Source organism: Microbacterium deferens (genome assembly GCF_045517775.1).
Taxonomy (GTDB): domain Bacteria; phylum Actinomycetota; class Actinomycetes; order Actinomycetales; family Microbacteriaceae; genus Microbacterium.
Genome location: NZ_JBEUWT010000004.1, coordinates 174,555 through 193,995 on the forward strand (window position 1 = coordinate 174,555; position 19,441 = coordinate 193,995).

Consider the following 19,441-nt stretch of genomic DNA (forward strand, 5'->3'; position numbering starts at 1 on the left):
GTCAGGCCAGTTGCACGAGCGTCGCGTGATCGTCGGCGGGCTCGGGCGCAGCATCCGTGACCCACGCGTCGACACGCATGCGCTCGAGCGTGAGGTTCGCGCCGTGATAGCTGAGGAAGGCGCAGTCGGCCGCGTCGCGGCCCGTCGCGATGCGCACGAGAGAGCGCCGGTCGGCGAGGCGGGTGGCGTCGATGACGTACCACGACCCGTCGATGTAGGCCTCGGCGACCGCGTGGAAGTCCATCGGCTCGAGTCCGGGCGCGAAGCACGCGGCGTAGCGGGCGGGCACGTCCATCGCGCGCAGCAGGGCGATCACCACGTGCGCGTAGTCGCGGCAGACGCCCTGGCCAGTCATCAGCGTCGTCACCGCGCTGTCGGTTCCGAGGCTGAGCCCGGGCGTGTACACCACGCTCGCGGAGACGAACTGCGAGACGGCGTCGACGAGTTCGACACCGGTGAGTCCTCGGAACTGACGCCGCGCCTGGGCGAACACCTCGTCGGACTGGCAGTAGCGGCTCGGGCGCAGGTAGGTGATGGTCTCGAGATCGCTCGTGTGGGCGATCGCTGCTGCGCCCGAGACCGTCGCGTCGTAGCGGACCGTGAGGGCTCCTGCCTCGCCGGTGAAGCGGTGCAGACGACTTCCCGACTGGTCGACGATCTCGGTCGGGGTGTAGACGCGATCGCCCTGCGTGAAGGTCAGCTGCTCGCTCGAGACCGGCACGTTCGACGCCGCGGTGATCTGGAAGATGAGGTCTGCGGATGCTGCGAGCTCGAGGTCGAGTTCGGCGGTAACGAGGCGCTGCACCGAGCAATCCTCGCACGCGTTTCCGACGTGTTCGCGCGCCGCCGACCGGGCCCGCTCGAGGTGCCGCCTGTCGGGCGATGGCTCCCTGCGCAAGCCCCGTTCTGAGGCATGTCAGCGGGCACGCGGACGGACGAATCGTCGGATGCGGCGGACGTCCGGTCGGGCGGCGGTGGCCGGCGACCGCGAGAGTGGACCAATGACTACGACCTCCCCCGTGCCCGTCCAGGTCGCCACCGGAGCGCCCCGCATGCCCTATGGCGCGCTCATCGCTCTCATGCTCATGAGCTTCCTGCTGGTCACCGCCGAATTCCTCCCGAACGGCGTGCTCACCGAGATGGCGGAGGGGCTCGGGGTCACCCCGGGGCAGGCGGGTCAGACGGTCACCGTCACCGCGCTCGTGGGTCTCGTCGTCGCCCCGACGGTCGGGCTGATCTTCCCCCGGCTCGACCGCCGAACCCTTCTCGTCGTGATGGCCCTCGCGGCGGGGGCATCGGGAGTGCTCGCCGCGATCGCGCCCAACCTCGTGCTCGTGCTGCTCGCCCGCTTCCTGCTGGGGGCGGCCATCAGCGCCTTCTGGGCGATGTCGATCACGGTGGCCGCGCACGTGGCGGGCCCCGAGCGGGTCGGTCGCGCGGTGATGTTCACCTCCGCGGGCATGTCGCTCGCCACCGTCGCCGGCGTTCCGCTCGGCGTCGTGTTGAGCGAGCTGGTCGACTGGCGAGCGACGTTCCTCATCATCGGGGTCGCCACCGCGCTCCTGGCGATCCCGCTTCGCGTCTCGCTGCCGAGCGTGCCGGCGACCCAGGCCGCCAGCATCCGGATTCTCGTCGACACCGTGCGCCGGCGCGGCGTCGGGCTCGGACTCGCCGGGCACGTGCTCATCGTGCTGGGCCACTTCGTCGCCTACACGTACGTCCGGCTGGCGCTGGAGCGCACGCCCGACGTCGACGCGGGCACCGTCGTGGTGCTCCTCGCGCTCTTCGGCGCCGGCGGCCTGATCGGCAACATCGTGATCGGGTTGGTCATCGACCGCTCGTTCGCGTTCTTCGGCGTCTTCGCGCCCGTCGCCATGGCCGTCGCGGTGGTCGGCGTGCTGCTGCTGCCCGGGGCGGTCGTGGCGGTCGGTGCCGCCGTGTTCGTCTGGGGCATGTTCTTCGCCTCGTGGCTGATCATCGTCAACGCGTGGGTCGGTCACCGGATGCCCGACCGGCTCGAGGCGGGCGGGAGCCTCGTCGTCGTCGGGTTCCAGGGGGCCATCGTGCTGGCGGCCGGCTTCGGCGGCCTGCTCGTCGACAGCCTCGGCGTCGAAGCGAACTACGTCATCGGCATTGTGCTGCTCCTGGTGGGCGCCGCCCTCTTCGGGGCGTCGAACCGCGCGTCGTCGAGAGCCGAGGTCGGCGAGCGCTGAGCCACGGGGAGGGCGAGGGCGGCTGCACCGCCCCGCCCGATCTCAGACCGCGACGCCGCCGCGACGACCGGCGCGCCACGATGACGGCACGACGCCGACGTGCCGGCGGAAGGCTCGGCTGAACCCCTCGTCGGATGCGTACCCCAAGGCGCGCGAGGTCTCCGACACGCTGCGTCCTGCCTGGAGCAGCTCCTGGGCACGACGCATGCGCACCTCGGTGACGTAGCTCGCGGGTGAACGGCCGAAGGCCGCGCGGAACCGCTCGGACAGCACCGTGCGCGACATCGCGCCGATGGTCGCGAGCGCGTCTACGGTCCAGAGCCGCCCCGGGTCGTCGCGCACCGCCGCCGCCACCCGGTCGAGGTAGTCGTCGCCCGTCGTGAGCGGCAGCCGCGATGCGGTGTCGTGGTCGGCCCACGCCCGGATCACCGACAGCAGCACGGTCGACACCATCAGACGGCAGATCATGGGGTCGCCGGCTCGCGTCGCGTCGCCGTGCCCCGGACCGAGCTGCGCGGCGAGTGCGGCGGCTGCCGGCTCGAGCCGCGCGAACCCCGTGACGAAGATCACGCCCGGCAGCGATCGGACGGCGTCGAGGGAGGTCACCTGCACCTGCGCCGTCATCAGCCGCGCTCCCGAGGTCGACGTCAGCGTCACCTCGCGCCGGCCGAAGGAGAGGAACGCGTCACCGGCGAGAAGGGTGCGGGTCGCGCACAGCGATGCGGCGCCCTCGGCGACGTCGACCGCGCAAGCGGTCTCGGTCGACGCATCCCCGGTGATCTCCCCCGCGACGACGTAGACGAGCGTCAGAACGCCGCGATCCACCCCCAAGCGGGCTCCGGCCGACAGCGATCGCTGTTGTGTGTCACCCAGCCGAACGTCGAGGGACGAGAGCACGCTCTCGAGCGTTGCAGGATCGAACATCACACGGCTGGCAACGACGACTCTTCGAGCCGTATTCCAGCTGCCGTGTCAAGGGCGGTGATTCCCTCGCGCAACCGGAGTTGACTGCGGGCATGGCTCAAGACGAAGTGCACACCCGTTCGAACCGCGGTCAGTGGGAGAACTACGTCGAGGGGCGGCCCGAACTGTCGGCGAGCTTCTCGAGCAAAGAGGAAGCCGTCGACCAGGGACGCGCTCTCGCCGACGAGCTCGGCACCCACCACACCGTGGATGACGCGGAACCGACCGGCACCATCACCGACGAGGGCGAACCCGCCGCCGACTCCGACCCCGTCATCTGACGGATGCTGCGCGCCGCCCGGGTGACGGGCGAGCGGCGCGGCCGGTGGTAGCCTCGTTCAGTCCGCCTCCGTAGCTCAGGGGATAGAGCGTTGGTTTCCGGTACCAAAGGTCGCTGGTTCGATTCCAGTCGGGGGCACCACAACATCGGCTAGAATTCGCGCCAAAGTATCAGTGCGGTGCGAGTGTCGCGGCGTGTACGCCGCGGTTGCCGTGCTCACGGGAGTGGAAAATTTCTCTGGCAACTCAACTGCGACCCGCACGCCGCCAGGTTCGTCGTCGTCCGGAAAGACGAACACCTCGTCGAACAGCGCATATCGTGACCGATCCCGACTGGAACAGCCACTACCCCGAGGTGGCCGGGCGGACTTCGTTCACGGTGACTGTTCTCTTGCGACTGGAGTCCGATTCGGAGATCTCCGAATCAGAGTTTTGGGAACTGATCGTGTAGCTGTGCATCCATTAAGCCAAGGTGTCTCGCCTCGCGCACATGTTTTAGTTTCTTCATGGTCGATGTGAGCAGCGCTACTGTGATGGCACACACCGCGGGATGCGGGCTGGCTGGGCGAGACGAGGATAGATGTCGGACGGCGATCTGAGCATAAGTATCGGGGTTCCGGGTCTGCGGGTGAACCTGGGGCCTCAGTCCCTGGTCGCTGTTCGAAAGGTATTCCGCAAGCAGATCTTCCGGGGAGCATGCCTCCTTATTGACCGGTGGTCAGGGCTTGCCCTTGATTCGACACAGGACCCCAGAGTCGGGACGAAACCTGTTCTGTGGACTGTCCACGGGGAGCCCTGGCAGCGGTGGCACCTCCGCCGCGCCAACGCGAGTCATATTTACGTACAGAGCGCTCACACTGGGCTGGTGCTCACGACATCGTCTGCTCGAGGGAACTGGGCGGAAGTCCGATTGGATACCTGGCGTGGGGCTGACGAGCAGAGGTGGAGGGTCCACCGGTCGACCGACGGATCCGCGTATCAGCTGAGTTCAGGCTCGACGAACTTCATGCTCGACGCCGGGGACAACGTCAAGATCCCTGCGGCGACAGAGCAGCGGTCAGTAGATGAACCGGACTCTCCGCACCTCTGGGAGAACTGGAGCGGACGTTGCCAGGAGTGGTCGATCGCGCGACTTTGATGACCTTCGCTGTCGCACGGGACGCGAATGTGGCGACGTCAGATGCCGCCACCGGAATTCACTAGCTAAGCAAGTGTGAACGAAGCGGACGTCGTATCGTTCGTGCATGTCGAAACTCTCGGAGTACGTTCTGTGGGTCAAGCGCGCTGACGCGACGTTGGCGACTGAATCGGAGCTTCGAGAACGAGTCGGTGTGGACGACGACTCTGTCGAGGTTCGCACCAGCGTTTTGAGTGATTGGAGCATGGCTGCCGTCCCGCCGGGCTCGGTGGATGAAGTTGGCCGCAAGCTCCGCGATGTGCTCAACATTGGGGAGAATCAGTTGCCGCCTGAAGGTCGGGTCTTTCTGGTCCGTGAAGTCTGATTTGTGCACGGCCGTCGGGTGACACATGTGCTCTCTGGCGATTTAGACCAGCTCAGTCCAATGGGACTTCAACTCGGTCGGATGTAGCTCCGCACCGTCTGCATAGAGAAGCCCACTCTGCTTGCGATTGCGGGCATACGTCTCGCTGGCATCTCGCAGCCTCGCATGTCCGCAATCTGCTGTTCGGTGGGTCTTACGCGGGTGAGTGGCACTCCAGCCCGCTCGACGGCTCTTGACACCGTGGTCCGATGGACGCCGAACTGTGCAGCCAACTGAGTCGTCGTCCGTCCCTCCCGGTACAGCTCGACGATCTTCGCTTCGTCCGACGGATCTAATGCTCTCCGGGACTTGGTGACTGTCTGGACAAGGGGGTAGTCGGGTTCTTCGAGACTGAACGCTTTCAGAGGTGGCCGCGCCACGTTTCGCCTACATACCTCTGCCAGCTCGACCCATTTTCCACAGTCAGCTGCTGATGGGGGCATCACAGGTGCAAATCGTGCGGGTTCGCACGCTGCACCGATCCGAGGATGGTTGGTACCCTCCCGAGATGATCTCGGTGAGGACGTGGCTCGTCGTCGACGCGGTTCTCGACAACGTGGCCGCAGTCGCCCTGCAGTCCGACGGAGATGACGATGTCATTGCGCGGGCGAATGCTCTCCGTAAGCGCGGATGGGATGCGGCCGCGGCGCATCCGCAGCGCGGTCGAGGCCCCGTCGGATGGCCACCGTCGGACACCGCGCTCGAGATCGAGTTGCACGACGCCGACCTGCAGTTCGTGAGCGATCGCGTCGACGCAGCCGTCGTCGTGGCCACGCATCTCGTCTCCGCCGACGACCTGACGACTCTCCGTGATGCGCGCGCCGAACTCCGCGATATCACCACCGTGGCCTGAGGAGCGGCTGTGTCGGACGACGACCTCGCGCCTGATGACCACGTCGGGTCGCGCCGGAGATGGCGTCGAGGTCATCGACCATCGATCCGACGTTCGGGCCACGTCCTCGACGTGGCGATGTGGGTGCTGCTGCCCTTCGCCGCGCTGTTCTTCGTCGGGTCCGGAGCCGGGGCCTCAGGACGCCGGTTCGCGGGTCCTGTCACCGCTGATGGATCGGCGGGCGCACTGCTGTGGGCCGCTGTGATCCTCTCGGTCGTGCTCGTGCTCCTGATCGTCCGGCGAGCGTTCGTGCCGCACCCCGACTCCTATCCGCGATGGGCGTTCGTCGTGGTCGCCGTCACGGTGCCCCTCACCGTCGGATTCCATCTCCTCCGCTACGGCGAGCAATCGACCCTGGCACCCGCCACGTTCGCCTGGGCGGGCGCGAGTTTCGCCCTGTGCGTCGCGATGTGCGTGATACCCCGCAGGCACCGGCCGGACGCCGAGCCCGTCAGGCGTGGGTGACTTGTTCGTCGACGGTGAGGAAGGAGGGGCCGGGCGGCATGCCCGACCCCTCCCCTCACGTCAGTCGCCCTTCACGTTCACCAGCTGACGCAGCGTGTGCCGCACCGACACGAGGTCGGCAGCATCCGCCATCACCCGGTCGATCGGCTTGTACGCGGCCGGGATCTCGTCGAGGAACGCGTCGGTGTCGCGGTACTCGATGCCCACCATCGCCTCGCGGAGCTGCTCGTGCGTGAAGGTCTTGCGGGCAGCCGAGCGGGAGTACTCCCGCCCCGCTCCGTGCGGCGACGAGTTCAGCGACAGGGGGTTCCCCTTGCCGGTGACCACGTACGACGCCGTACCCATCGACCCGGGGATCAGCCCCGGCCGACCGTCGTCGGCCATGATCGCGCCCTTGCGCGATACCCACACACGCTTCCCGAAGTGCATCTCCGATTCGGTGAAGTTGTGGTGGCAGTTGATGCGCTCGCGCTCCTCAACGGCAACCCCGAGGAAGCGGCCGAGCTGGTTCGCGACCCGGTCCATCATCTCCTCGCGGTTGAGGAGTGCGAACCGCTGCGCCCACCGCAGCTCGCGGATGTAGGCCGCGAACTCCGGCGTCCCCTCCACGAGGTAGGCGAGGTCGGGGTTCGGCAGCTCGATCCACCACTGCTTCGCCAGGCGCTGCGCGACCTTGATGTGGTGCTGCGCGATCTTGTTGCCCACGCCCCGCGACCCTGAGTGAAGGAACATCCACACCGTGTCGCCCTCGTCGACCGACACTTCGATGAAGTGGTTGCCGCTGCCCAGCGACCCGAGCTGGTTGCGCCAGTGCCTGGTGTAGGTGGCCGGGTCGAACTCGGCCGCTTCGGCGAGCGCTTTAAGCTCGGCGACACGCGGCTCGGCCGTTGCGACGATCTTGCGGTTGTCGCGACCCGCCGACAGCGGGATCGACCGCTCGATCTGCTCGCGCAGCTCGGACAGATCACGCCCGTCCAAGTCGGAGCGGGTGAACTGGGTCTTCACGGCGATCATGCCGCATCCGATGTCCACTCCGACGGCCGCGGGCATGATCGCCCCGAGCGTCGGGATGACCGACCCCACGGTCGCACCGAGCCCGAGGTGGGCGTCGGGCATGAGCGCGAGGTGGGGGTAGATGAACGGCATGCTCGCCGAGGTGCGGGCCTGGTCGACGGTCTTCTCGTCGATCAGGCTCGCCCACGAGAACAAGCGGTTCGTGAGCCTTTCCATGATTTCTTTCCTTCGTCGGCGCGCGAGATCGCGCGGGTGCGTGGCGGGGCGGCACGGCCCGGCGGGTTGCTCTCGACGCTGCTGCGGAAAGAAGAACGCCCCGGACCTGTGCGGTGCGGGGCGTGGAAGAAGCGGATGCTGCTACACGGCCGGCGCCGGAGGGTACGACTCGTATCGGTGCTGGAACGTGAGTTCCAGAACCGGCGCGTACTGACGATCCCCCTGCGGGTTCATCTCGTCGTTCCTCTCGACCTGCCTTGCGCCGTGTCGGTGACACAGCTTCGCAACGATAGCGACACGCCCGGGCGTCGCGCAACCCTGGGAGCCTACGATCGAGGCGTGGACGAGCCCCTCCCTCGCGCTGAGCGCGCCGCCGTGATCATCGTCGGCGCGGTGATCGCGGCGATCATCGCGACTCTCCTGCTGGCTCCGATGATCTCCGGAGGGTATTGCAACGACTCTTCCGACCCCGCTAAAAGCGTGTGCGGCACGATCGGTCCGCAGACCCTGGCCGGGTGGCCGATCAGCGTGTGGCCGTGGGCGGCGGCGCTCGTCGTCATCGCCGCCGGGGCGATCGGTCTCCTGATCCGCGCGGCACGCAGGCGCGTTTAACGGGACGTCAGCCGGCGAGGTTTCGGGTGTCGGCACGCGCGGGCGCCGTTCAGCTGCGCCGTGCGAGGAACTGGTCGCGGATTCGAGTCGGAGATTTCGTGACGGGGCGCCACCTGCCCCCGGGATCCCACCAACTCGGACCACGCACTTCGGGAATGCCGCCGCGCATGCGGATGTGCCATCCGTTGGTGTCGAGGGTGCGGTGGTGATGCCAGCAGAGCAGCACTCCGTTGTCGGTGCTGGTGGGTCCGCCGCGGGCGTGTTCGCGGACGTGGTGGATCTCGCACCACGCGGCCGGAACGTCGCAGCCGGGGATGATGCATCCGCCGTCTCGGAGGGTGATCGCACGGCGTTGGTGGGCGTTGAAGACGCGGTCGATGACCTCTACTCGTTCGATGCGGCCATTGCGCGCGAGCGTGGTGCGGTAGATGCCGCCGGTGCATCCCGCGTGGCGCACCACGGTCATCGGGACGGGTTCGTCGATCCCGTCGATGTGCCCTACCCCCTCGCCGGCGGCGAGGTCGTCGGCCCGCACCGACACGACGAGTGTCGGGGCGGCGCCGCCGATCGTGGGCAAGTCACCGGACCGGGCAGCGACCGTCACGATCGTCGCCAACGCGTCGTGGTTCTTCTGCGGGTGCGTACGGGGATCGGGCGGGCACTCCGCCTCCCCATCTTCGCCACCCTCGTCGCCGTCGGTGAAGTGCACGCGGCCGGCACGCGGATGCGTGATCGCGTCGATCGCGCGCTTCAGCTGCGCGGCGACATCGGGGAGGAGATCGCCTCGCAGCGGCACGAGCCCGTTGCGGCACCTCCCCAGCGTCAGACCACGCTTGCGCTGCGCCGCCTCGTCGCGGGGCTCGGCACCGTCGGGGTCGAGGTAGGCAGCCCACACCTGCGCCTGCAACCTGAGCTCGTCGGCGGAGGGCAGCCCTCCCCCGTCTGCTCCGCCGCCGCGGGCCGCTGCGGCCAACTCGGCGTCGGCTGCGGTCCGCGCCTCGTGAGAGTCGATCGCCGCGGAGTCGAGCGTCTGCACCACAGCGACGACCGCGTCGACTCCCACGGCACCATCGGCCAGGGCGGCACGCATGGCCGGGTACCGCGCAGGCAGCACCTCACCGGTGAGCACGGAAAGAGTGGAAGCGGTCGCGACACCCGCCCGTGCGTAATCGCCGGCCGTCCGCCCCGAGACTCGCGTGACACGCTGCACGAACTCGCGAACGTTCCGACACCCGAACCTCGTCGTCATCCGCTCCGCCGCGACCGGGGAATCCGATCTGGCCTGCACCTCACCAGTGGCCTCGGCGATCAACGCCTCCGCCCGGCGCGACAGCGACGCGGCAGCATCCATCACCGCCATCACCTCGTCATCGGACCACCCCCGCATGGCCGAGGCCTCGAGGGTGCCCGACACGACCTCGTGCAGCCGCGACCCGAGGTCGCCGAGAGCATCGATCGTGTCGTTCATATGTTCGATTATCGCAGTGGCCTCCGACATCGACCCGAGCTGTTTCCCCAGGTCGTGACGACAAACAGACCCTTGCGCGCGGAGCCTCACGCGCCGGTGCGCGAAGACGTGGGCACCGTTCTCGGTCGCGCCCCGACGACTCAGGCGACGCGGAAGAACCGCGGGCCGACGTACCCGTCGCGCTCGACCGTCTCGGCGAACATCACAGCGGGTCGCACCCAGAAGCCGTAGTCGCCGTAGAGCGCCCGGTAGAAGACGAACGGCTCCTCGGTCTCGCTATGCGCTCCAACGCCCACCACCTCGTAGCGACGGCCCCTGAAGTGCTCGTAGATGCCCGGCTCGATCGTCATCGGCGTTTCCTTCCCTCATCGCGCTCCGACGTGGATGCTATCCGCGACGCGCGAGCAATCGGCGTCCATCCCCGCCGAAGATCATCCTTGCGGCGTACGTCGCTGATCCTCCGGGCCGATGCCCCGCGAAGTACGCCTCCGTAGCGTCGACGACATGGCCCTCACCGCTCCGAACCCGATACTGCACAAGCGATCCGCCCACGCCCGCGAGATGCCGCGCTGGTGCGCGGGGATACTCGCCATCGCGGGCAACATCGTGATCCTGGGCATCATCGCAACAGCCGGAGTACTGATGCTCGCCGCCGCCGCTCTCGTCTTCGGCACGGCGTTCCTCGCGAACCTCTGACGAGACCTCACCGGCGCCCGCTCGCCCGCACCTGTGCGATCTGCGATGCGAGCTACTCGTCGGTGCCGGAGAGGTCGTCGAAATCGGCGGCGTCCTCCTCGACCTCGACGGTCTCGACCTCCAGCTCGCTGTCGAGCTGCACCAGGATGCGCGAATCGGGGAACTGACGCCGCGCCGTGAAACGCAGCAGCACCGCATCGGCGAAGACGACGACCGAGGTGGCCTCGAGGTCGTCGCGCAGATCGATCTGCTCGGCGACCGCGTCATCGGCGACGCCGTCGCCGATCTCGTCGGCGACGGTATCGATGACCGCGCGCCACTGGGTCTCGCTCATCGCGAGGGTGCGGGTGACCCCGTCGACCAGCGCGTCGAGATCCGGGGAGTCGCCGTCGCCCTCGTCTTCCTCCTCGAGCTCGGGGTCGACGTTGACCGTCACCTCCGAGCCCGCGGCATCGAGGCTGGCGCGACCGCGCACGATGCCGTTATCGGCGACGGGTTGGTCGAGCAGTCCGCTCTCTGAGATGCGGTCGAGGAGGGCGTCGAGCGAGGGCGAGGTCATGAGTGCATTCTTTCGCACGAGCGGATGCGACGCGCCGAAGCGGTCGGCGTGCTCCCCCGCGCAGCTTCTGAGGAGATTCCAGCGGAGTCCTCAGAAACTGACGCGCATACGGGAGAGCGCTCGTGTCACTCCCCGGCGTCTTCGTCGACCTGCGGGCCCCCGACCACACCGATACCGACCGCCTCGTGGTCGGCTTCGGGCTGAGTCGTACCGCCCTTGGGCTCTTCTCCCGGCGCCTTCTCGGTGCTCGGCTCCTCGAGCTCCTCGGTGTCGGGCGTCTCATCGTTCTGCGGCTGCACGTCGTCGGCCATGGTGGGTCCTTTCGTCTGGCGTGATCCCACCGTCGCATCCCTCCGGCCCCGACTGAACCGGCTTGACGAACGCGTCGCAGAGGCCTCGTCCGGTCGACTCCACGGGCGGCTCGATGTGACAGGATTTCTGGAATGCCCGTCTCCCCCGCTTCCGAGTCCGAATACACCGTCGCGACAGACGGGGCGTGCAAGGGCAACCCTGGACCTGCCGGCTGGGCGTGGGTCGGCGAAGACGGCGAGTGGGCCGCGGGCTCGGTTGTGAAGGGCACGAACAACATCGGCGAGCTGCTCGGGCTGCTGCGAGCGCTCCAGCACCACGCCGACGTTGCGCATCTGCGCATCCAGGCCGATTCGAAGTATGCGATCGACACCTACGAGTCGTGGATGGACGGTCACCGCCGCCGCGGCTGGAAGACCTCCACCGGCGCTCCCACGAAGAACCGCGAACTGCTCGAACTGCTCATCGAGGCGCGTGACGCCCGGAAGGCGGCGGGCCTGCCCCCCGCCGTGCTGGAGCACGTGCGCGGTCACGCCGGCCACTTGCTCAACTCATGGGCCGACAACCGCGCGGTGCGCGCCTCGCTGCGCGCCGCCGAGGGAGTCGCGCACGAGTGGTCGTCGCGCGCCGGTCAAGACCGGCTCGACGTCAGCGAGATGCCGCCACGCTCCGCCGAAGACAAGCCGAAGCGCCGCTGACCGTCACTCGATGCCGCGCTCGTGGATCGCGGTGTCGAAGGTCTCGCCGTTGAGCTCGAGGTAGAGCTGACGTTCGGTGACCGAGACGGTCATGGTGTTGCGCCGACTGAGGGCGGTCACGGCTCGGTCGATGAACCCGGGGTCGAAACTGACCAGGCGCAGCGCGTCGGCACGGTGGATCTTCTTCCCCGCCCAGGGGGCTGCGACCTTCGCGGGATCGCGGTGGGTGTAGACGGCGACGCGCTCGGCGAGTTTGCTCCCGTGGTGCAGGCGCGCAGCATCCGGCGCCCCCACCTCGATCCACGCCTGCAGCGCGCCGGTCAGGTCGCGCACGACGACGGCCGGCTCCTCCGTCGACGACAGCCCCTCGCTGAAGGCGATGCCCTCCTCGAACTCCAGGCAGTAGGCCAGCACACGGGTGACCATGTAGGCGTCGGTCTCGGACGGATGCCGCGCGACACGGAGCGCGAGCTCGTCGTAGACGCCGCGGTCGACGTCGGCCAACTGCACGTCGAAGGTGTGGATGGTCGCGCCGGTAGCCATAGCGCTCGAGCCTACGGGGTGCGGATGCTGCGCACCGACCCGAGAGGGCTCGCTACCCGCAGGGGTACTGTCGCGTCATGACGAACGCCGATCGCCCCTCCCTCTCCGGCGACGAGACCCTCGAGCTGCAGGAGTTCGACGCTCCTCCCGCGGCGCCCCTCCCCCTCGCCCAGCGCTGGCTCGCCGACGCCCGGGAGCGCGGAGTGAGCGAGCCGCTGTCGATGACGTTGGCGACGGCCTCCGCCGACGGGGTCGTCTCGGCGCGCACGGTCGACGTGAAGCGGATCGACGAGCGCGGTCTCGTCTTCGGCTCCTCGACCCGCAGCCCGAAGGGGCGGCAGCTCGGCGAGAACCCGCATGCGGCGCTCCAGGTGTACTGGCGCGAGACGATGCAGCAGCTGCGATTCGAAGGCCGGATCGAGACGCTGACGGATGCGGAGTCCGACGCGCTGTTCGCCGACCGCTCGCCGAAATCGCGCGCGGCGACCGCGGTGGCGCAGCAATCGGTGCCGTTCGCCGACGCGTCGACGCTCGCCGCACTGATCGAGGAGGCCGACGGCATGCTCGACCGCTTCGGCGACGACGTGCCGCGACCGTCCGACTGGGTCGCGTACCGCGTCGTGCCCGCCACGGTCGAGTTCTGGCACGGGAGCCGGGATCGCATGCATCGGCGGCTGCGGTATGTCGCGATCGGCCACGGCTGGCGCGCAGAGCGCCTCCAGCCGTGACCCGCGCGTGCGTAGCATCGAGCGCATGACCTCCGTCACCGACACGACCGCCGCCCTCCTCGCCGCGGCCGACGAGCTCGACGCCGCAGATCCGCTCGCCGCGTTCGTCGACGAGTTCGAGCCCGCGGCCGGCGTCGCCGCCTACCTCGACGGCAACTCGCTCGGACGCCCGGTGCGCGGCACGGCCGAGCGCATCTCGCGTTTCGTGGCCGGCGAATGGGGCACGGGCCTCATCCGCTCGTGGGACGAGGGGTGGATGCAGCGTCCGTTCGACGTGGGCGACCGTATCGGGCGCGTCGCGCTCGGGGCAGCCGCCGGGCAGACCGTCGTCGCCGACTCGACCACCGTGCTGCTCTACAAGCTCGTCGCCGCCGCACTCCGCGGAGTGCCGGCGGGCGGTCGCATCCTCATCGAGCGAGGAAACTTCCCCACCGACCGCTTCATCGTCGACGCTCTCGCCACCGCCCAGGGCCTCAGCGTCGACTGGCTCGATCCCGACCCGATCGTCGGAGTCATGCCCGCCGACGTCGCCGCCGCGCTCACCGACCGTACGGCGCTCGTCGTTCTGAGCCACGTCGACTACCGTTCGGGCGCGCTCGCCGACATGGCCGCGATCACCGCCCTCGTTCGCGATACCGACGCCATGATGCTGTGGGACGTCTGCCACAGCGCGGGAGTCGTGCCGATGCGACTCGACGAATGGGGCGTCGATCTGGCGGTGGGCTGCTCGTACAAGTACCTCAACGGTGGCCCCGGCGCGCCCGCGTTCGCTTACGTGCGCGCAGAGCTGCAGCACCGCATCGAGCAGCCGATCCAGGGCTGGATGGGTGCGGCCGACGTCTTCGCCATGGGCCCCGCTTACCGTCCGGCGGCCGGCATGCGCCGGCTCTTGAGCGGTACGCCCCCGATCGTGGGGATGCTGCCGATGCAGGGCATGCTCGACCTGCTCGACCGCGCCGGCGTCGACGCCGTGCGGGAGAAGAGCCGTTCGCTGACGACCCTCGCGATCCGCGCCTACGACGAGGTTCTGGCGGAGCGAGGTGTCGAGCTGCTCACCCACCGCGACGCCGCACGCCGCGGATCGCACGTGCTGCTCGGCCACCCGTCCTTCCGCGCGGTGACCGAGCAGCTGTGGCTCGACGGGGTGATCCCCGACTTCCGCGGGCCCCAGGGCATCCGGATCGGCCTGTCGCCCCTGAGCACGACGCACGCCGAGACGGTGCGCGGAATCGCGGCGATCGCCGCCATCCTCCGCGACTGAGCGTTCGCTACGCTCGGAGGCCGAAGGCGGCGCGCACTCCCGCGTTGCGCACCTCGCCCGCACGGACGTTGAGCCCGGCGGCGAGAGCGGGATCGGCGGCGGATGCGGCGTCCCACCCCGCGTCGGCGATCGCCGTGATGTAGGGCAGGGTCGCGTTACCGAGCGCCCGCGTCGAGGTGAACGGCACGGCGCCCGGCATGTTCGCGACGCAGTAGTAGAGCGATTCGTGCACGCGGAACGTCGGGGCGTCGTGGGTCGTCGGACGGGAACCTTCGAAGCATCCGCCCTGGTCGATCGCGATGTCGACGAGCACCGAACCCGGCTTCATCGACGCGACCATCTCGTCGGTGACGAGCTTCGGCGCCGCCGCGCCCGGCACGAGCACCGATCCGATGACGAGGTCGGCGTCCGCGACCTGCTGGCCGATCTCGTAGCGGGTCGAGGCCCGTGTCTGCACGGCGCCTCCGAAGCGCGCCTCGAGCGCGCGCAGGCGGGGCACGGAGAGGTCGACGACCGTCACGTCGGCGCCGAGTCCGAGCGCGTTGGCCGCGGCGTGCTCGCCCGCGACCCCACCCCCGATGACGACGACCTTGCCCTTCGGCGTGCCCGGGATGCCGCCGAGCATGACGCCCCGGCCACCGTGGGCGGCGAGGAGCGCGTTGGCACCCACGACGATCGACAGCCGGCCCGCGACCTCGCTCATCGGCGCGAGGAGAGGGAGCGAACGGTCGGGGGCCTGCACCGTCTCGTAAGCCACCGCGGTGATGCCGCTCTCGACGAGCGCGTCGGTCAGCGGGCGATCGGCAGCGAGGTGCAGGTAGGTGAACAGCGTGAGATCGGGCCGGAAATTTCCGTACTCGCTCGCGATCGGTTCTTTGACCTTGACCACGAGCTCGGCGAGACCCCACGTCTCCTCGGCCGTGCCCACGACATCAGCGCCTACGGCTTCGTACTGCGCATCGGTGAAGCCGCTCCCCTCTCCCGCGCCCTCCTGCACGATCACCCGGTGACCGCGATGGATGAGCGCATCGGCGCCCGCGGGGGTGAGAGCGACACGGCGCTCGTTGTTCTTGATCTCGAGCGGGACGGCGATGCGCATGGGTACTCCTTCTGGGAGATGTCCTGCGATCATCGCAGCTGCGCGGCCCGATTCGGCAAAGGACCACCCCGGGCCCATCCGATTCGGCCTCCGCTACGGATAGAAGTGCAAGGCGGGGGGCCTTCTCCCAGACGCGCCTGTCTCCCACGACAGAAGGACGGCATCGCGACATGGCACATCTGTTCTACGGCGGCGGGGCGACTCCGATCGAACTGCCCGACCGGCTGCTCGCGCACGTGAAGATCGTCATCGCGGCGAAGCTACGCCGGGGCGAGAGCTTCACGCTGACGTGGCGGCACCCGCACGACGCTGTCGACGGCCGCACCACGGTGTGGATCCAGCCGTCGATCGCGTTGCGTTTCGTGTTCGCCAGCGCCGAACCCGAGCTGCTCGATCCCGACCTGCTCCGCGGATTGGCGATGCAGGCGGCCTCGACCGGGGGGCTCGTCTTCGACCTCAACGACCTCGAGCACCAGCCGGTCGAGCGTCGGACGACAGCGGTGATGGCCTAAGCGATCGCCCTCCACGCGGGAGGATCGGCGCCCGCGGGAAGGCTACGCCGAAGAACGCGAACGGATGCTGTCGGCCCACGCCGCAGCATCCGTTCGCGCGATGGCGACTAGCCGATCCGTGCCCGGCGCCGCAGGAGCACGATCGCCCCACCCAGCAGGAGCAGCAGAAGACCCGCCGCCGCCGCGGTCGCCGGCGCCGTGCCGCCGGTTGCCGGGAGAGTGTGCGCCGCGACCGCGGCCGGCGAGGCGGAAGGACTCTGCGAGACCGCGGGGCTCGGCGTGACCGAGGGGTTCGGGGTCGGTTCGGTCGGCTCGGTCGGTGCGACCGCGGGCAGGCTGCCGAGGTGCAGCGCACCCGACGTCACGCCGTCGGCGAACCACCACGCCGGCCGATCCTGGCCCGCGACCAGCGGAGTCGGAAGCGTCGCGAAGCCCTCGTTGTTGAGGTTCGGCATGCTCGCCGGTCGGGCGAACCGGGCGAGACCCGGCTCGGCCGTGCCGTTCAGCGTGATCTGGGCCGACGCACCTTCGCACCCGTCGTCGCAGACCGCCCACATCACGCCCAGCGCGGTGTCGTAGTCGAGCGCCATGACGCCCGCGATACCCGGATCAATGGTCGAGACGAGCGTGGCGACGCCGTTCGCGGCGAGCGCGAAGGCGTACACGTCGCCGGTGTCTTCGACCGCGACGAAGAACAGGCCGTCGCCGTGACCGGCGTAGAGGGCCGAGTCGTACGGGGCGTTCGTGCGGTCGTCGTAGAGAGCGCCCGCCAGATCGGTGTCGGCGACCCATTCGACCGCTTCGATCCCGAGGTTCGCACCGACCGCCGGGAGCAGAGCGGTGAGGTCCCACTCCTGGGTGGCCACCACGTCTCGACCGGGAGCGACGGGGTCGAGCTTGAGCACGACGTTCTGGTTGACGCCCTTCGCGCTGTTGTCGCGCTCGGAGGCGACGTACACGTAGCCGTCGTTCGCGACCGTGATGCCCTCGGTGTCGGGGCCTGCTGCCGACGGGTTCGTGGCGTCCTTCTGGAAGCGCGCGCGCTTGCCGTCCTTCCAGCCGTCGGCGAACGACGTGCTGCCGTCTGCGGCGACGTCGAGCTTCCAGAACGTTCCCGTGCCGTTGTCGATCGCCCACAGGAAGGTGCCCCCTGCGGTGACCTGCGTGTCGAGTCCGGAGCTGTCGGCGAGGAACGTCGCCGTGGCGTCGAGCGCCGAGACGTCGGGCGACCCGGGCCAGACGCCCACCGGCACCTCGCCGGCGCACACGTTGGCTGCGCCCTTCGTCGACTCGGCGGTCACCGTGAAGGCGCCGGTCGTGTCGGCGCAGCGGCCCCAGGTGGTGGCGGCGTGATCCGCGCCCCACGACGTCTCGTCGATCAGCGCGTCGCCTTCGAACAGTCGCACGACGTCGTCGCCGCCCAGGCCGAAGCCGAGGTCGGCCCGCTCGATGACGAGGTAGCCGCGTGGGGCGATCATCGTTCCCGCGGGGATGGCGAATCCGTGCGTGTCGTCGTCGTCTTTCACGATGATCCCCGACACGTCGAGCGACGCGCCCGTGGGGTTCACCAGCTCCACCCAGTCGTCGGGCGATCCGCCGTCGGATTCCACCTCGTTGATGCGGACGGGGTTGCCGCACGCGTTGCGCAGGCCCTTGGTCGAGACCGCGACATCGCCGAAGGCACCGACGCCGTCGGCGCATCGTGCCCACACGCCGTCCGCGTGCGCGCCGTAGACATGCTCGTCGACGGTGTTGCCGGTCGCATCGCGAACGGTCACGGTATCTCCGTTGCCGAGTCCGAACGAGAAGTTCGTCGGCTGGTCGAACACGAAGAATGCGCCGGGTTCGATCACGGTGCCGTTCGGCAGCGGCGTGGTCTCGGCGGCATGACCGGCGGGGTCGTTGTCCATCACCGTGAAGCCCGAGAGATCGACCGTTGTGGCGCCGGTGTTGACGACCTCCACCCAGTCGGTGGCGTCACCATTCGATTCGATCTCGTTGATCTTCACATCGGGCATGACGCACGAGTTGGTCGCACCGGGCGTCGCCTCTGCGAGGCGGAACGGTCCGACGCCGTCGGGGCAGCGTGCGTAGGTGGCCGCGGCGACGTCACCGTCGACGGCGGCGTGGTCGGTCCAGGGCAGCGTGTCGTCGACCAGTGCGCCCGCGGTGTCGAACAGACGGATGCGGTCGGCCTTCCCAATCCCGATCGGGTCGCTGAATCGCGTCTCGATACCCGCGACGAGGCCGATGCTCGCTTCGTCGACGACGAGGTGCTCTCCGGCAGCGATGGAGGTGCCGGGCCGGAACTGCCAGCGGTGATCGTCGGAGTTGTCTCGGATCTCGAAGCCCGAGATGTCGAAGGGCTCGGTGCCCGGGTTGTAGAGCTCCACCCAGTCCGCCGGCTGAGAGTCCACCTCGTTGATGACGACGCTGCCGGGCACGGTCAGCGGATCGCAGACGTTCGCCCCGCCCGGTGTCGCCTTCGTCGCGGCGGCCCAGGCTCCCGACCCGTCGGGGCAGCGTGCGAAGACCGCGAGCGGAGCCGTGTTCGTGTAGGGGTGACTGTCGACGACGGTCTTCGACGCGTCGTACAGCACGACCTCGTCGCTCTTGCCGAGGCCGAAAGCGAAGTCCACGTCGGTCACGAGCACGACGAACCCGCCCGGCGCGAGCACCGTTCCGGACGGCACCGCGCCGAACCGGTCGCGCTTGTCGTCCGACATCGTCCAGCCGGTCAGATCGACCGCGCTCTGTCCCCCGTTGAAGAGCTCCACCCGGTCGGAGTACCCCGAGATCTCGTCGTAGATGATCTCGTTCAGCACGACACCGGCGGGCCCCGCCGGTTCCGACGGCGTCTCGGGTTCGGTCGGCGCGAACGCGTTCGGTTCCCCCTTCGTCGCAGCGCTCGTGCTCTGCCAGTCGGGGCTTGCCCCCTCGCGCACTCCCCACGTGGTGGCGCCGTGCGCGGTCCACGAACGCTCGTCGACGAGCGCTCCGGTGGTGTCGAACAGACGCACCTTGTCGGCACCGCCGAGGCCGAAGTCGAAGTCGCCCTCGCCGGAGGAGAGAAGCTCGTCGATCACGAGGAACGCATTCGGGGCGAGCGTCGTCCCCGTGGGGAAGACGTAGGAGCTGGCGTCCTTGTCGTCCTTCACGACGAAGCCGTCGAGCACGATCGCCGCGTCCGTGGGGTTGTGGAACTCGATCCAATCGCCCGGCACACCGCCCGACGATTCGACCTCCGAGATGCGGACCCCGGGTTCGGCAGCGATGGCGGCGGCGGGCAACGAGACGATCGCGGCGGCGCTCAGGGCGCACACGGCGGCGGCCGCGAGCCCGCGGGAAAGGCGGGACATGGGTCTCCTCGGGA

At 69.0% G+C, this 19,441-nt stretch carries 23 protein-coding genes and 1 tRNA gene; 13 read left to right on the forward strand and 11 right to left on the reverse strand.

Translation table 11 applies throughout. The features are described 5' to 3' along the window. Position 1: 1 nt before the first annotated feature. Complete coding sequence (locus ABTU82_RS14590) at positions 2 to 805, reverse strand: transglutaminase-like domain-containing protein (protein WP_116647447.1); 804 nt, start codon at positions 803 to 805, stop codon at positions 2 to 4. A 196-nt stretch (positions 806 to 1,001) separates the two neighbouring features. Here ABTU82_RS14590 and ABTU82_RS14595 point away from each other — a divergent pair, with 196 nt between their 5' ends. Beyond that, positions 1,002 to 2,213, forward strand: coding sequence for an MFS transporter (locus tag ABTU82_RS14595; protein ID WP_407173940.1), 1,212 nt, complete (start codon positions 1,002 to 1,004; stop codon positions 2,211 to 2,213). Positions 2,214 to 2,255: 42 nt separating this feature from the next. Here ABTU82_RS14595 and ABTU82_RS14600 read toward each other — a convergent pair whose 3' ends face one another. After that, on the reverse strand, positions 2,256 to 3,137 hold the full coding sequence (locus tag ABTU82_RS14600) for a helix-turn-helix transcriptional regulator (RefSeq protein WP_116647449.1): 882 nt from the start codon (positions 3,135 to 3,137) through the stop codon (positions 2,256 to 2,258). Positions 3,138 to 3,229: 92 nt separating this feature from the next. On the opposite strand from ABTU82_RS14600, the gene ABTU82_RS14605 reads away from it, so the two are divergent. The 4 genes from ABTU82_RS14605 to ABTU82_RS14620 all read left to right on the forward strand — a co-directional run bounded on the left by ABTU82_RS14605 (position 3,230) and on the right by ABTU82_RS14620 (position 4,957). Continuing rightward, positions 3,230 to 3,457 (forward strand): DUF2188 domain-containing protein, encoded by a 228-nt coding sequence (locus ABTU82_RS14605; protein WP_121150302.1) that lies wholly within the window; start codon positions 3,230 to 3,232, stop codon positions 3,455 to 3,457. A gap of 64 nt (positions 3,458 to 3,521) precedes the next feature. After that, a tRNA-Arg gene (locus ABTU82_RS14610) sits at positions 3,522 to 3,597 on the forward strand. 438 nt (positions 3,598 to 4,035) lie between these two features. After that, a complete protein-coding gene (locus tag ABTU82_RS14615; protein ID WP_407173941.1) occupies positions 4,036 to 4,593 on the forward strand; it encodes an RICIN domain-containing protein in 558 nt (185 codons plus the stop codon). A 106-nt stretch (positions 4,594 to 4,699) separates the two neighbouring features. Next, complete coding sequence (locus ABTU82_RS14620; protein WP_407173942.1) at positions 4,700 to 4,957, forward strand: hypothetical protein; 258 nt, start codon at positions 4,700 to 4,702, stop codon at positions 4,955 to 4,957. 68 nt (positions 4,958 to 5,025) lie between these two features. Here the strand turns inward: ABTU82_RS14620 and ABTU82_RS14625 are convergent, their stop codons facing one another. Next, positions 5,026 to 5,439 (reverse strand): helix-turn-helix domain-containing protein, encoded by a 414-nt coding sequence (locus ABTU82_RS14625; protein ID WP_407173943.1) that lies wholly within the window; start codon positions 5,437 to 5,439, stop codon positions 5,026 to 5,028. 65 nt (positions 5,440 to 5,504) lie between these two features. On the opposite strand from ABTU82_RS14625, the gene ABTU82_RS14630 reads away from it, so the two are divergent. After that, positions 5,505 to 5,849, forward strand: coding sequence for a hypothetical protein (locus ABTU82_RS14630; RefSeq protein ID WP_407173944.1), 345 nt, complete (start codon positions 5,505 to 5,507; stop codon positions 5,847 to 5,849). A gap of 9 nt (positions 5,850 to 5,858) precedes the next feature. After that, positions 5,859 to 6,353, forward strand: coding sequence for a hypothetical protein (locus ABTU82_RS14635; protein ID WP_407173945.1), 495 nt, complete (start codon positions 5,859 to 5,861; stop codon positions 6,351 to 6,353). Positions 6,354 to 6,413: 60 nt separating this feature from the next. Here the strand turns inward: ABTU82_RS14635 and ABTU82_RS14640 are convergent, their stop codons facing one another. Beyond that, on the reverse strand, positions 6,414 to 7,583 hold the full coding sequence (locus ABTU82_RS14640; protein ID WP_407173946.1) for an RtcB family protein: 1,170 nt from the start codon (positions 7,581 to 7,583) through the stop codon (positions 6,414 to 6,416). 339 nt (positions 7,584 to 7,922) lie between these two features. On the opposite strand from ABTU82_RS14640, the gene ABTU82_RS14645 reads away from it, so the two are divergent. Further along, positions 7,923 to 8,195 carry a hypothetical protein gene (locus ABTU82_RS14645; RefSeq protein ID WP_116647458.1) on the forward strand — a complete coding sequence of 91 codons (273 nt, stop codon included), beginning with the start codon at positions 7,923 to 7,925 and terminating at the stop codon, positions 8,193 to 8,195. Positions 8,196 to 8,244: 49 nt separating this feature from the next. Here the strand turns inward: ABTU82_RS14645 and ABTU82_RS14650 are convergent, their stop codons facing one another. Then, positions 8,245 to 9,663, reverse strand: a complete 1,419-nt coding sequence (locus tag ABTU82_RS14650) for an HNH endonuclease signature motif containing protein (protein WP_407173947.1) — start codon at positions 9,661 to 9,663, stop codon at positions 8,245 to 8,247. Positions 9,664 to 9,803: 140 nt separating this feature from the next. After that, positions 9,804 to 10,013, reverse strand: coding sequence for a DUF1653 domain-containing protein (locus tag ABTU82_RS14655; protein ID WP_116647460.1), 210 nt, complete (start codon positions 10,011 to 10,013; stop codon positions 9,804 to 9,806). Positions 10,014 to 10,167: 154 nt separating this feature from the next. On the opposite strand from ABTU82_RS14655, the gene ABTU82_RS14660 reads away from it, so the two are divergent. Beyond that, positions 10,168 to 10,359 carry a hypothetical protein gene (locus ABTU82_RS14660; RefSeq protein WP_407173948.1) on the forward strand — a complete coding sequence of 64 codons (192 nt, stop codon included), beginning with the start codon at positions 10,168 to 10,170 and terminating at the stop codon, positions 10,357 to 10,359. Between the two features lie 52 nt (positions 10,360 to 10,411). On the opposite strand, the gene ABTU82_RS14665 is transcribed toward ABTU82_RS14660, so the two are convergent. Next, positions 10,412 to 10,918, reverse strand: a complete 507-nt coding sequence (locus ABTU82_RS14665) for a cytochrome C5 (RefSeq protein ID WP_407173949.1) — start codon at positions 10,916 to 10,918, stop codon at positions 10,412 to 10,414. 125 nt (positions 10,919 to 11,043) lie between these two features. Next, positions 11,044 to 11,259 carry a hypothetical protein gene (locus ABTU82_RS14670; protein ID WP_407173950.1) on the reverse strand — a complete coding sequence of 72 codons (216 nt, stop codon included), beginning with the start codon at positions 11,257 to 11,259 and terminating at the stop codon, positions 11,044 to 11,046. A 102-nt stretch (positions 11,260 to 11,361) separates the two neighbouring features. On the opposite strand from ABTU82_RS14670, the gene ABTU82_RS14675 reads away from it, so the two are divergent. Beyond that, on the forward strand, positions 11,362 to 11,925 hold the full coding sequence (locus ABTU82_RS14675; RefSeq protein WP_116647464.1) for a ribonuclease H family protein: 564 nt from the start codon (positions 11,362 to 11,364) through the stop codon (positions 11,923 to 11,925). A gap of 3 nt (positions 11,926 to 11,928) precedes the next feature. Here the strand turns inward: ABTU82_RS14675 and ABTU82_RS14680 are convergent, their stop codons facing one another. Further along, entirely contained in the window at positions 11,929 to 12,468 is a 540-nt protein-coding gene (locus tag ABTU82_RS14680; protein ID WP_116647465.1) for a YaeQ family protein, read from the reverse strand. Positions 12,469 to 12,545: 77 nt separating this feature from the next. On the opposite strand from ABTU82_RS14680, the gene ABTU82_RS14685 reads away from it, so the two are divergent. Together ABTU82_RS14685 and ABTU82_RS14690 are read left to right on the forward strand one after the other, a co-directional pair. Beyond that, a complete protein-coding gene (locus ABTU82_RS14685) occupies positions 12,546 to 13,196 on the forward strand; it encodes a pyridoxal 5'-phosphate synthase (RefSeq protein ID WP_407173951.1) in 651 nt (216 codons plus the stop codon). Positions 13,197 to 13,221: 25 nt separating this feature from the next. Continuing rightward, positions 13,222 to 14,457, forward strand: a complete 1,236-nt coding sequence (locus ABTU82_RS14690) for a kynureninase (protein WP_407173952.1) — start codon at positions 13,222 to 13,224, stop codon at positions 14,455 to 14,457. Positions 14,458 to 14,464: 7 nt separating this feature from the next. On the opposite strand, the gene ald is transcribed toward ABTU82_RS14690, so the two are convergent. Further along, the gene (gene ald / locus ABTU82_RS14695) at positions 14,465 to 15,556 is read right to left on the reverse strand and encodes an alanine dehydrogenase (protein WP_407173953.1); all 1,092 of its coding nucleotides are present in this window, start codon (positions 15,554 to 15,556) and stop codon (positions 14,465 to 14,467) included. Between the two features lie 170 nt (positions 15,557 to 15,726). On the opposite strand from ald, the gene ABTU82_RS14700 reads away from it, so the two are divergent. Further along, positions 15,727 to 16,068: a DUF7882 family protein gene (locus ABTU82_RS14700; protein WP_116647468.1), complete on the forward strand. Its 342-nt coding sequence runs from the start codon at positions 15,727 to 15,729 to the stop codon at positions 16,066 to 16,068. A 107-nt stretch (positions 16,069 to 16,175) separates the two neighbouring features. On the opposite strand, the gene ABTU82_RS14705 is transcribed toward ABTU82_RS14700, so the two are convergent. Then, positions 16,176 to 19,427: a lamin tail domain-containing protein gene (locus ABTU82_RS14705; protein WP_407173954.1), complete on the reverse strand. Its 3,252-nt coding sequence runs from the start codon at positions 19,425 to 19,427 to the stop codon at positions 16,176 to 16,178. Between the last annotated feature and the right edge of the window lie 14 nt (positions 19,428 to 19,441).

What these genes read in the sequence shown, in the direction of transcription:
- ABTU82_RS14595 (WP_407173940.1), top strand. Translation starts at nt 1,002, where the DNA reads ATGACTACGACCTCCCCCGTGCCCGTCCAGGTCGCCACCGGAGCGCCC.
- ABTU82_RS14600 (WP_116647449.1), bottom strand. Translation starts at nt 3,137, where the DNA reads ATGTTCGATCCTGCAACGCTCGAGAGCGTGCTCTCGTCCCTCGACGTT.
- ABTU82_RS14605 (WP_121150302.1), top strand. Translation starts at nt 3,230, where the DNA reads ATGGCTCAAGACGAAGTGCACACCCGTTCGAACCGCGGTCAGTGGGAG.
- ABTU82_RS14615 (WP_407173941.1), top strand. Translation starts at nt 4,036, where the DNA reads ATGTCGGACGGCGATCTGAGCATAAGTATCGGGGTTCCGGGTCTGCGG.
- ABTU82_RS14620 (WP_407173942.1), top strand. Translation starts at nt 4,700, where the DNA reads ATGTCGAAACTCTCGGAGTACGTTCTGTGGGTCAAGCGCGCTGACGCG.
- ABTU82_RS14625 (WP_407173943.1), bottom strand. Translation starts at nt 5,439, where the DNA reads ATGCCCCCATCAGCAGCTGACTGTGGAAAATGGGTCGAGCTGGCAGAG.
- ABTU82_RS14630 (WP_407173944.1), top strand. Translation starts at nt 5,505, where the DNA reads ATGATCTCGGTGAGGACGTGGCTCGTCGTCGACGCGGTTCTCGACAAC.
- ABTU82_RS14640 (WP_407173946.1), bottom strand. Translation starts at nt 7,583, where the DNA reads ATGGAAAGGCTCACGAACCGCTTGTTCTCGTGGGCGAGCCTGATCGAC.
- ABTU82_RS14650 (WP_407173947.1), bottom strand. Translation starts at nt 9,663, where the DNA reads ATGAACGACACGATCGATGCTCTCGGCGACCTCGGGTCGCGGCTGCAC.
- ABTU82_RS14655 (WP_116647460.1), bottom strand. Translation starts at nt 10,013, where the DNA reads ATGACGATCGAGCCGGGCATCTACGAGCACTTCAGGGGCCGTCGCTAC.
- ABTU82_RS14660 (WP_407173948.1), top strand. Translation starts at nt 10,168, where the DNA reads ATGGCCCTCACCGCTCCGAACCCGATACTGCACAAGCGATCCGCCCAC.
- ABTU82_RS14665 (WP_407173949.1), bottom strand. Translation starts at nt 10,918, where the DNA reads ATGACCTCGCCCTCGCTCGACGCCCTCCTCGACCGCATCTCAGAGAGC.
- ABTU82_RS14675 (WP_116647464.1), top strand. Translation starts at nt 11,362, where the DNA reads ATGCCCGTCTCCCCCGCTTCCGAGTCCGAATACACCGTCGCGACAGAC.
- ABTU82_RS14680 (WP_116647465.1), bottom strand. Translation starts at nt 12,468, where the DNA reads ATGGCTACCGGCGCGACCATCCACACCTTCGACGTGCAGTTGGCCGAC.
- ABTU82_RS14685 (WP_407173951.1), top strand. Translation starts at nt 12,546, where the DNA reads ATGACGAACGCCGATCGCCCCTCCCTCTCCGGCGACGAGACCCTCGAG.
- ABTU82_RS14690 (WP_407173952.1), top strand. Translation starts at nt 13,222, where the DNA reads ATGACCTCCGTCACCGACACGACCGCCGCCCTCCTCGCCGCGGCCGAC.
- ald (WP_407173953.1), bottom strand. Translation starts at nt 15,556, where the DNA reads ATGCGCATCGCCGTCCCGCTCGAGATCAAGAACAACGAGCGCCGTGTC.
- ABTU82_RS14700 (WP_116647468.1), top strand. Translation starts at nt 15,727, where the DNA reads ATGGCACATCTGTTCTACGGCGGCGGGGCGACTCCGATCGAACTGCCC.
- ABTU82_RS14705 (WP_407173954.1), bottom strand. Translation starts at nt 19,427, where the DNA reads ATGTCCCGCCTTTCCCGCGGGCTCGCGGCCGCCGCCGTGTGCGCCCTG.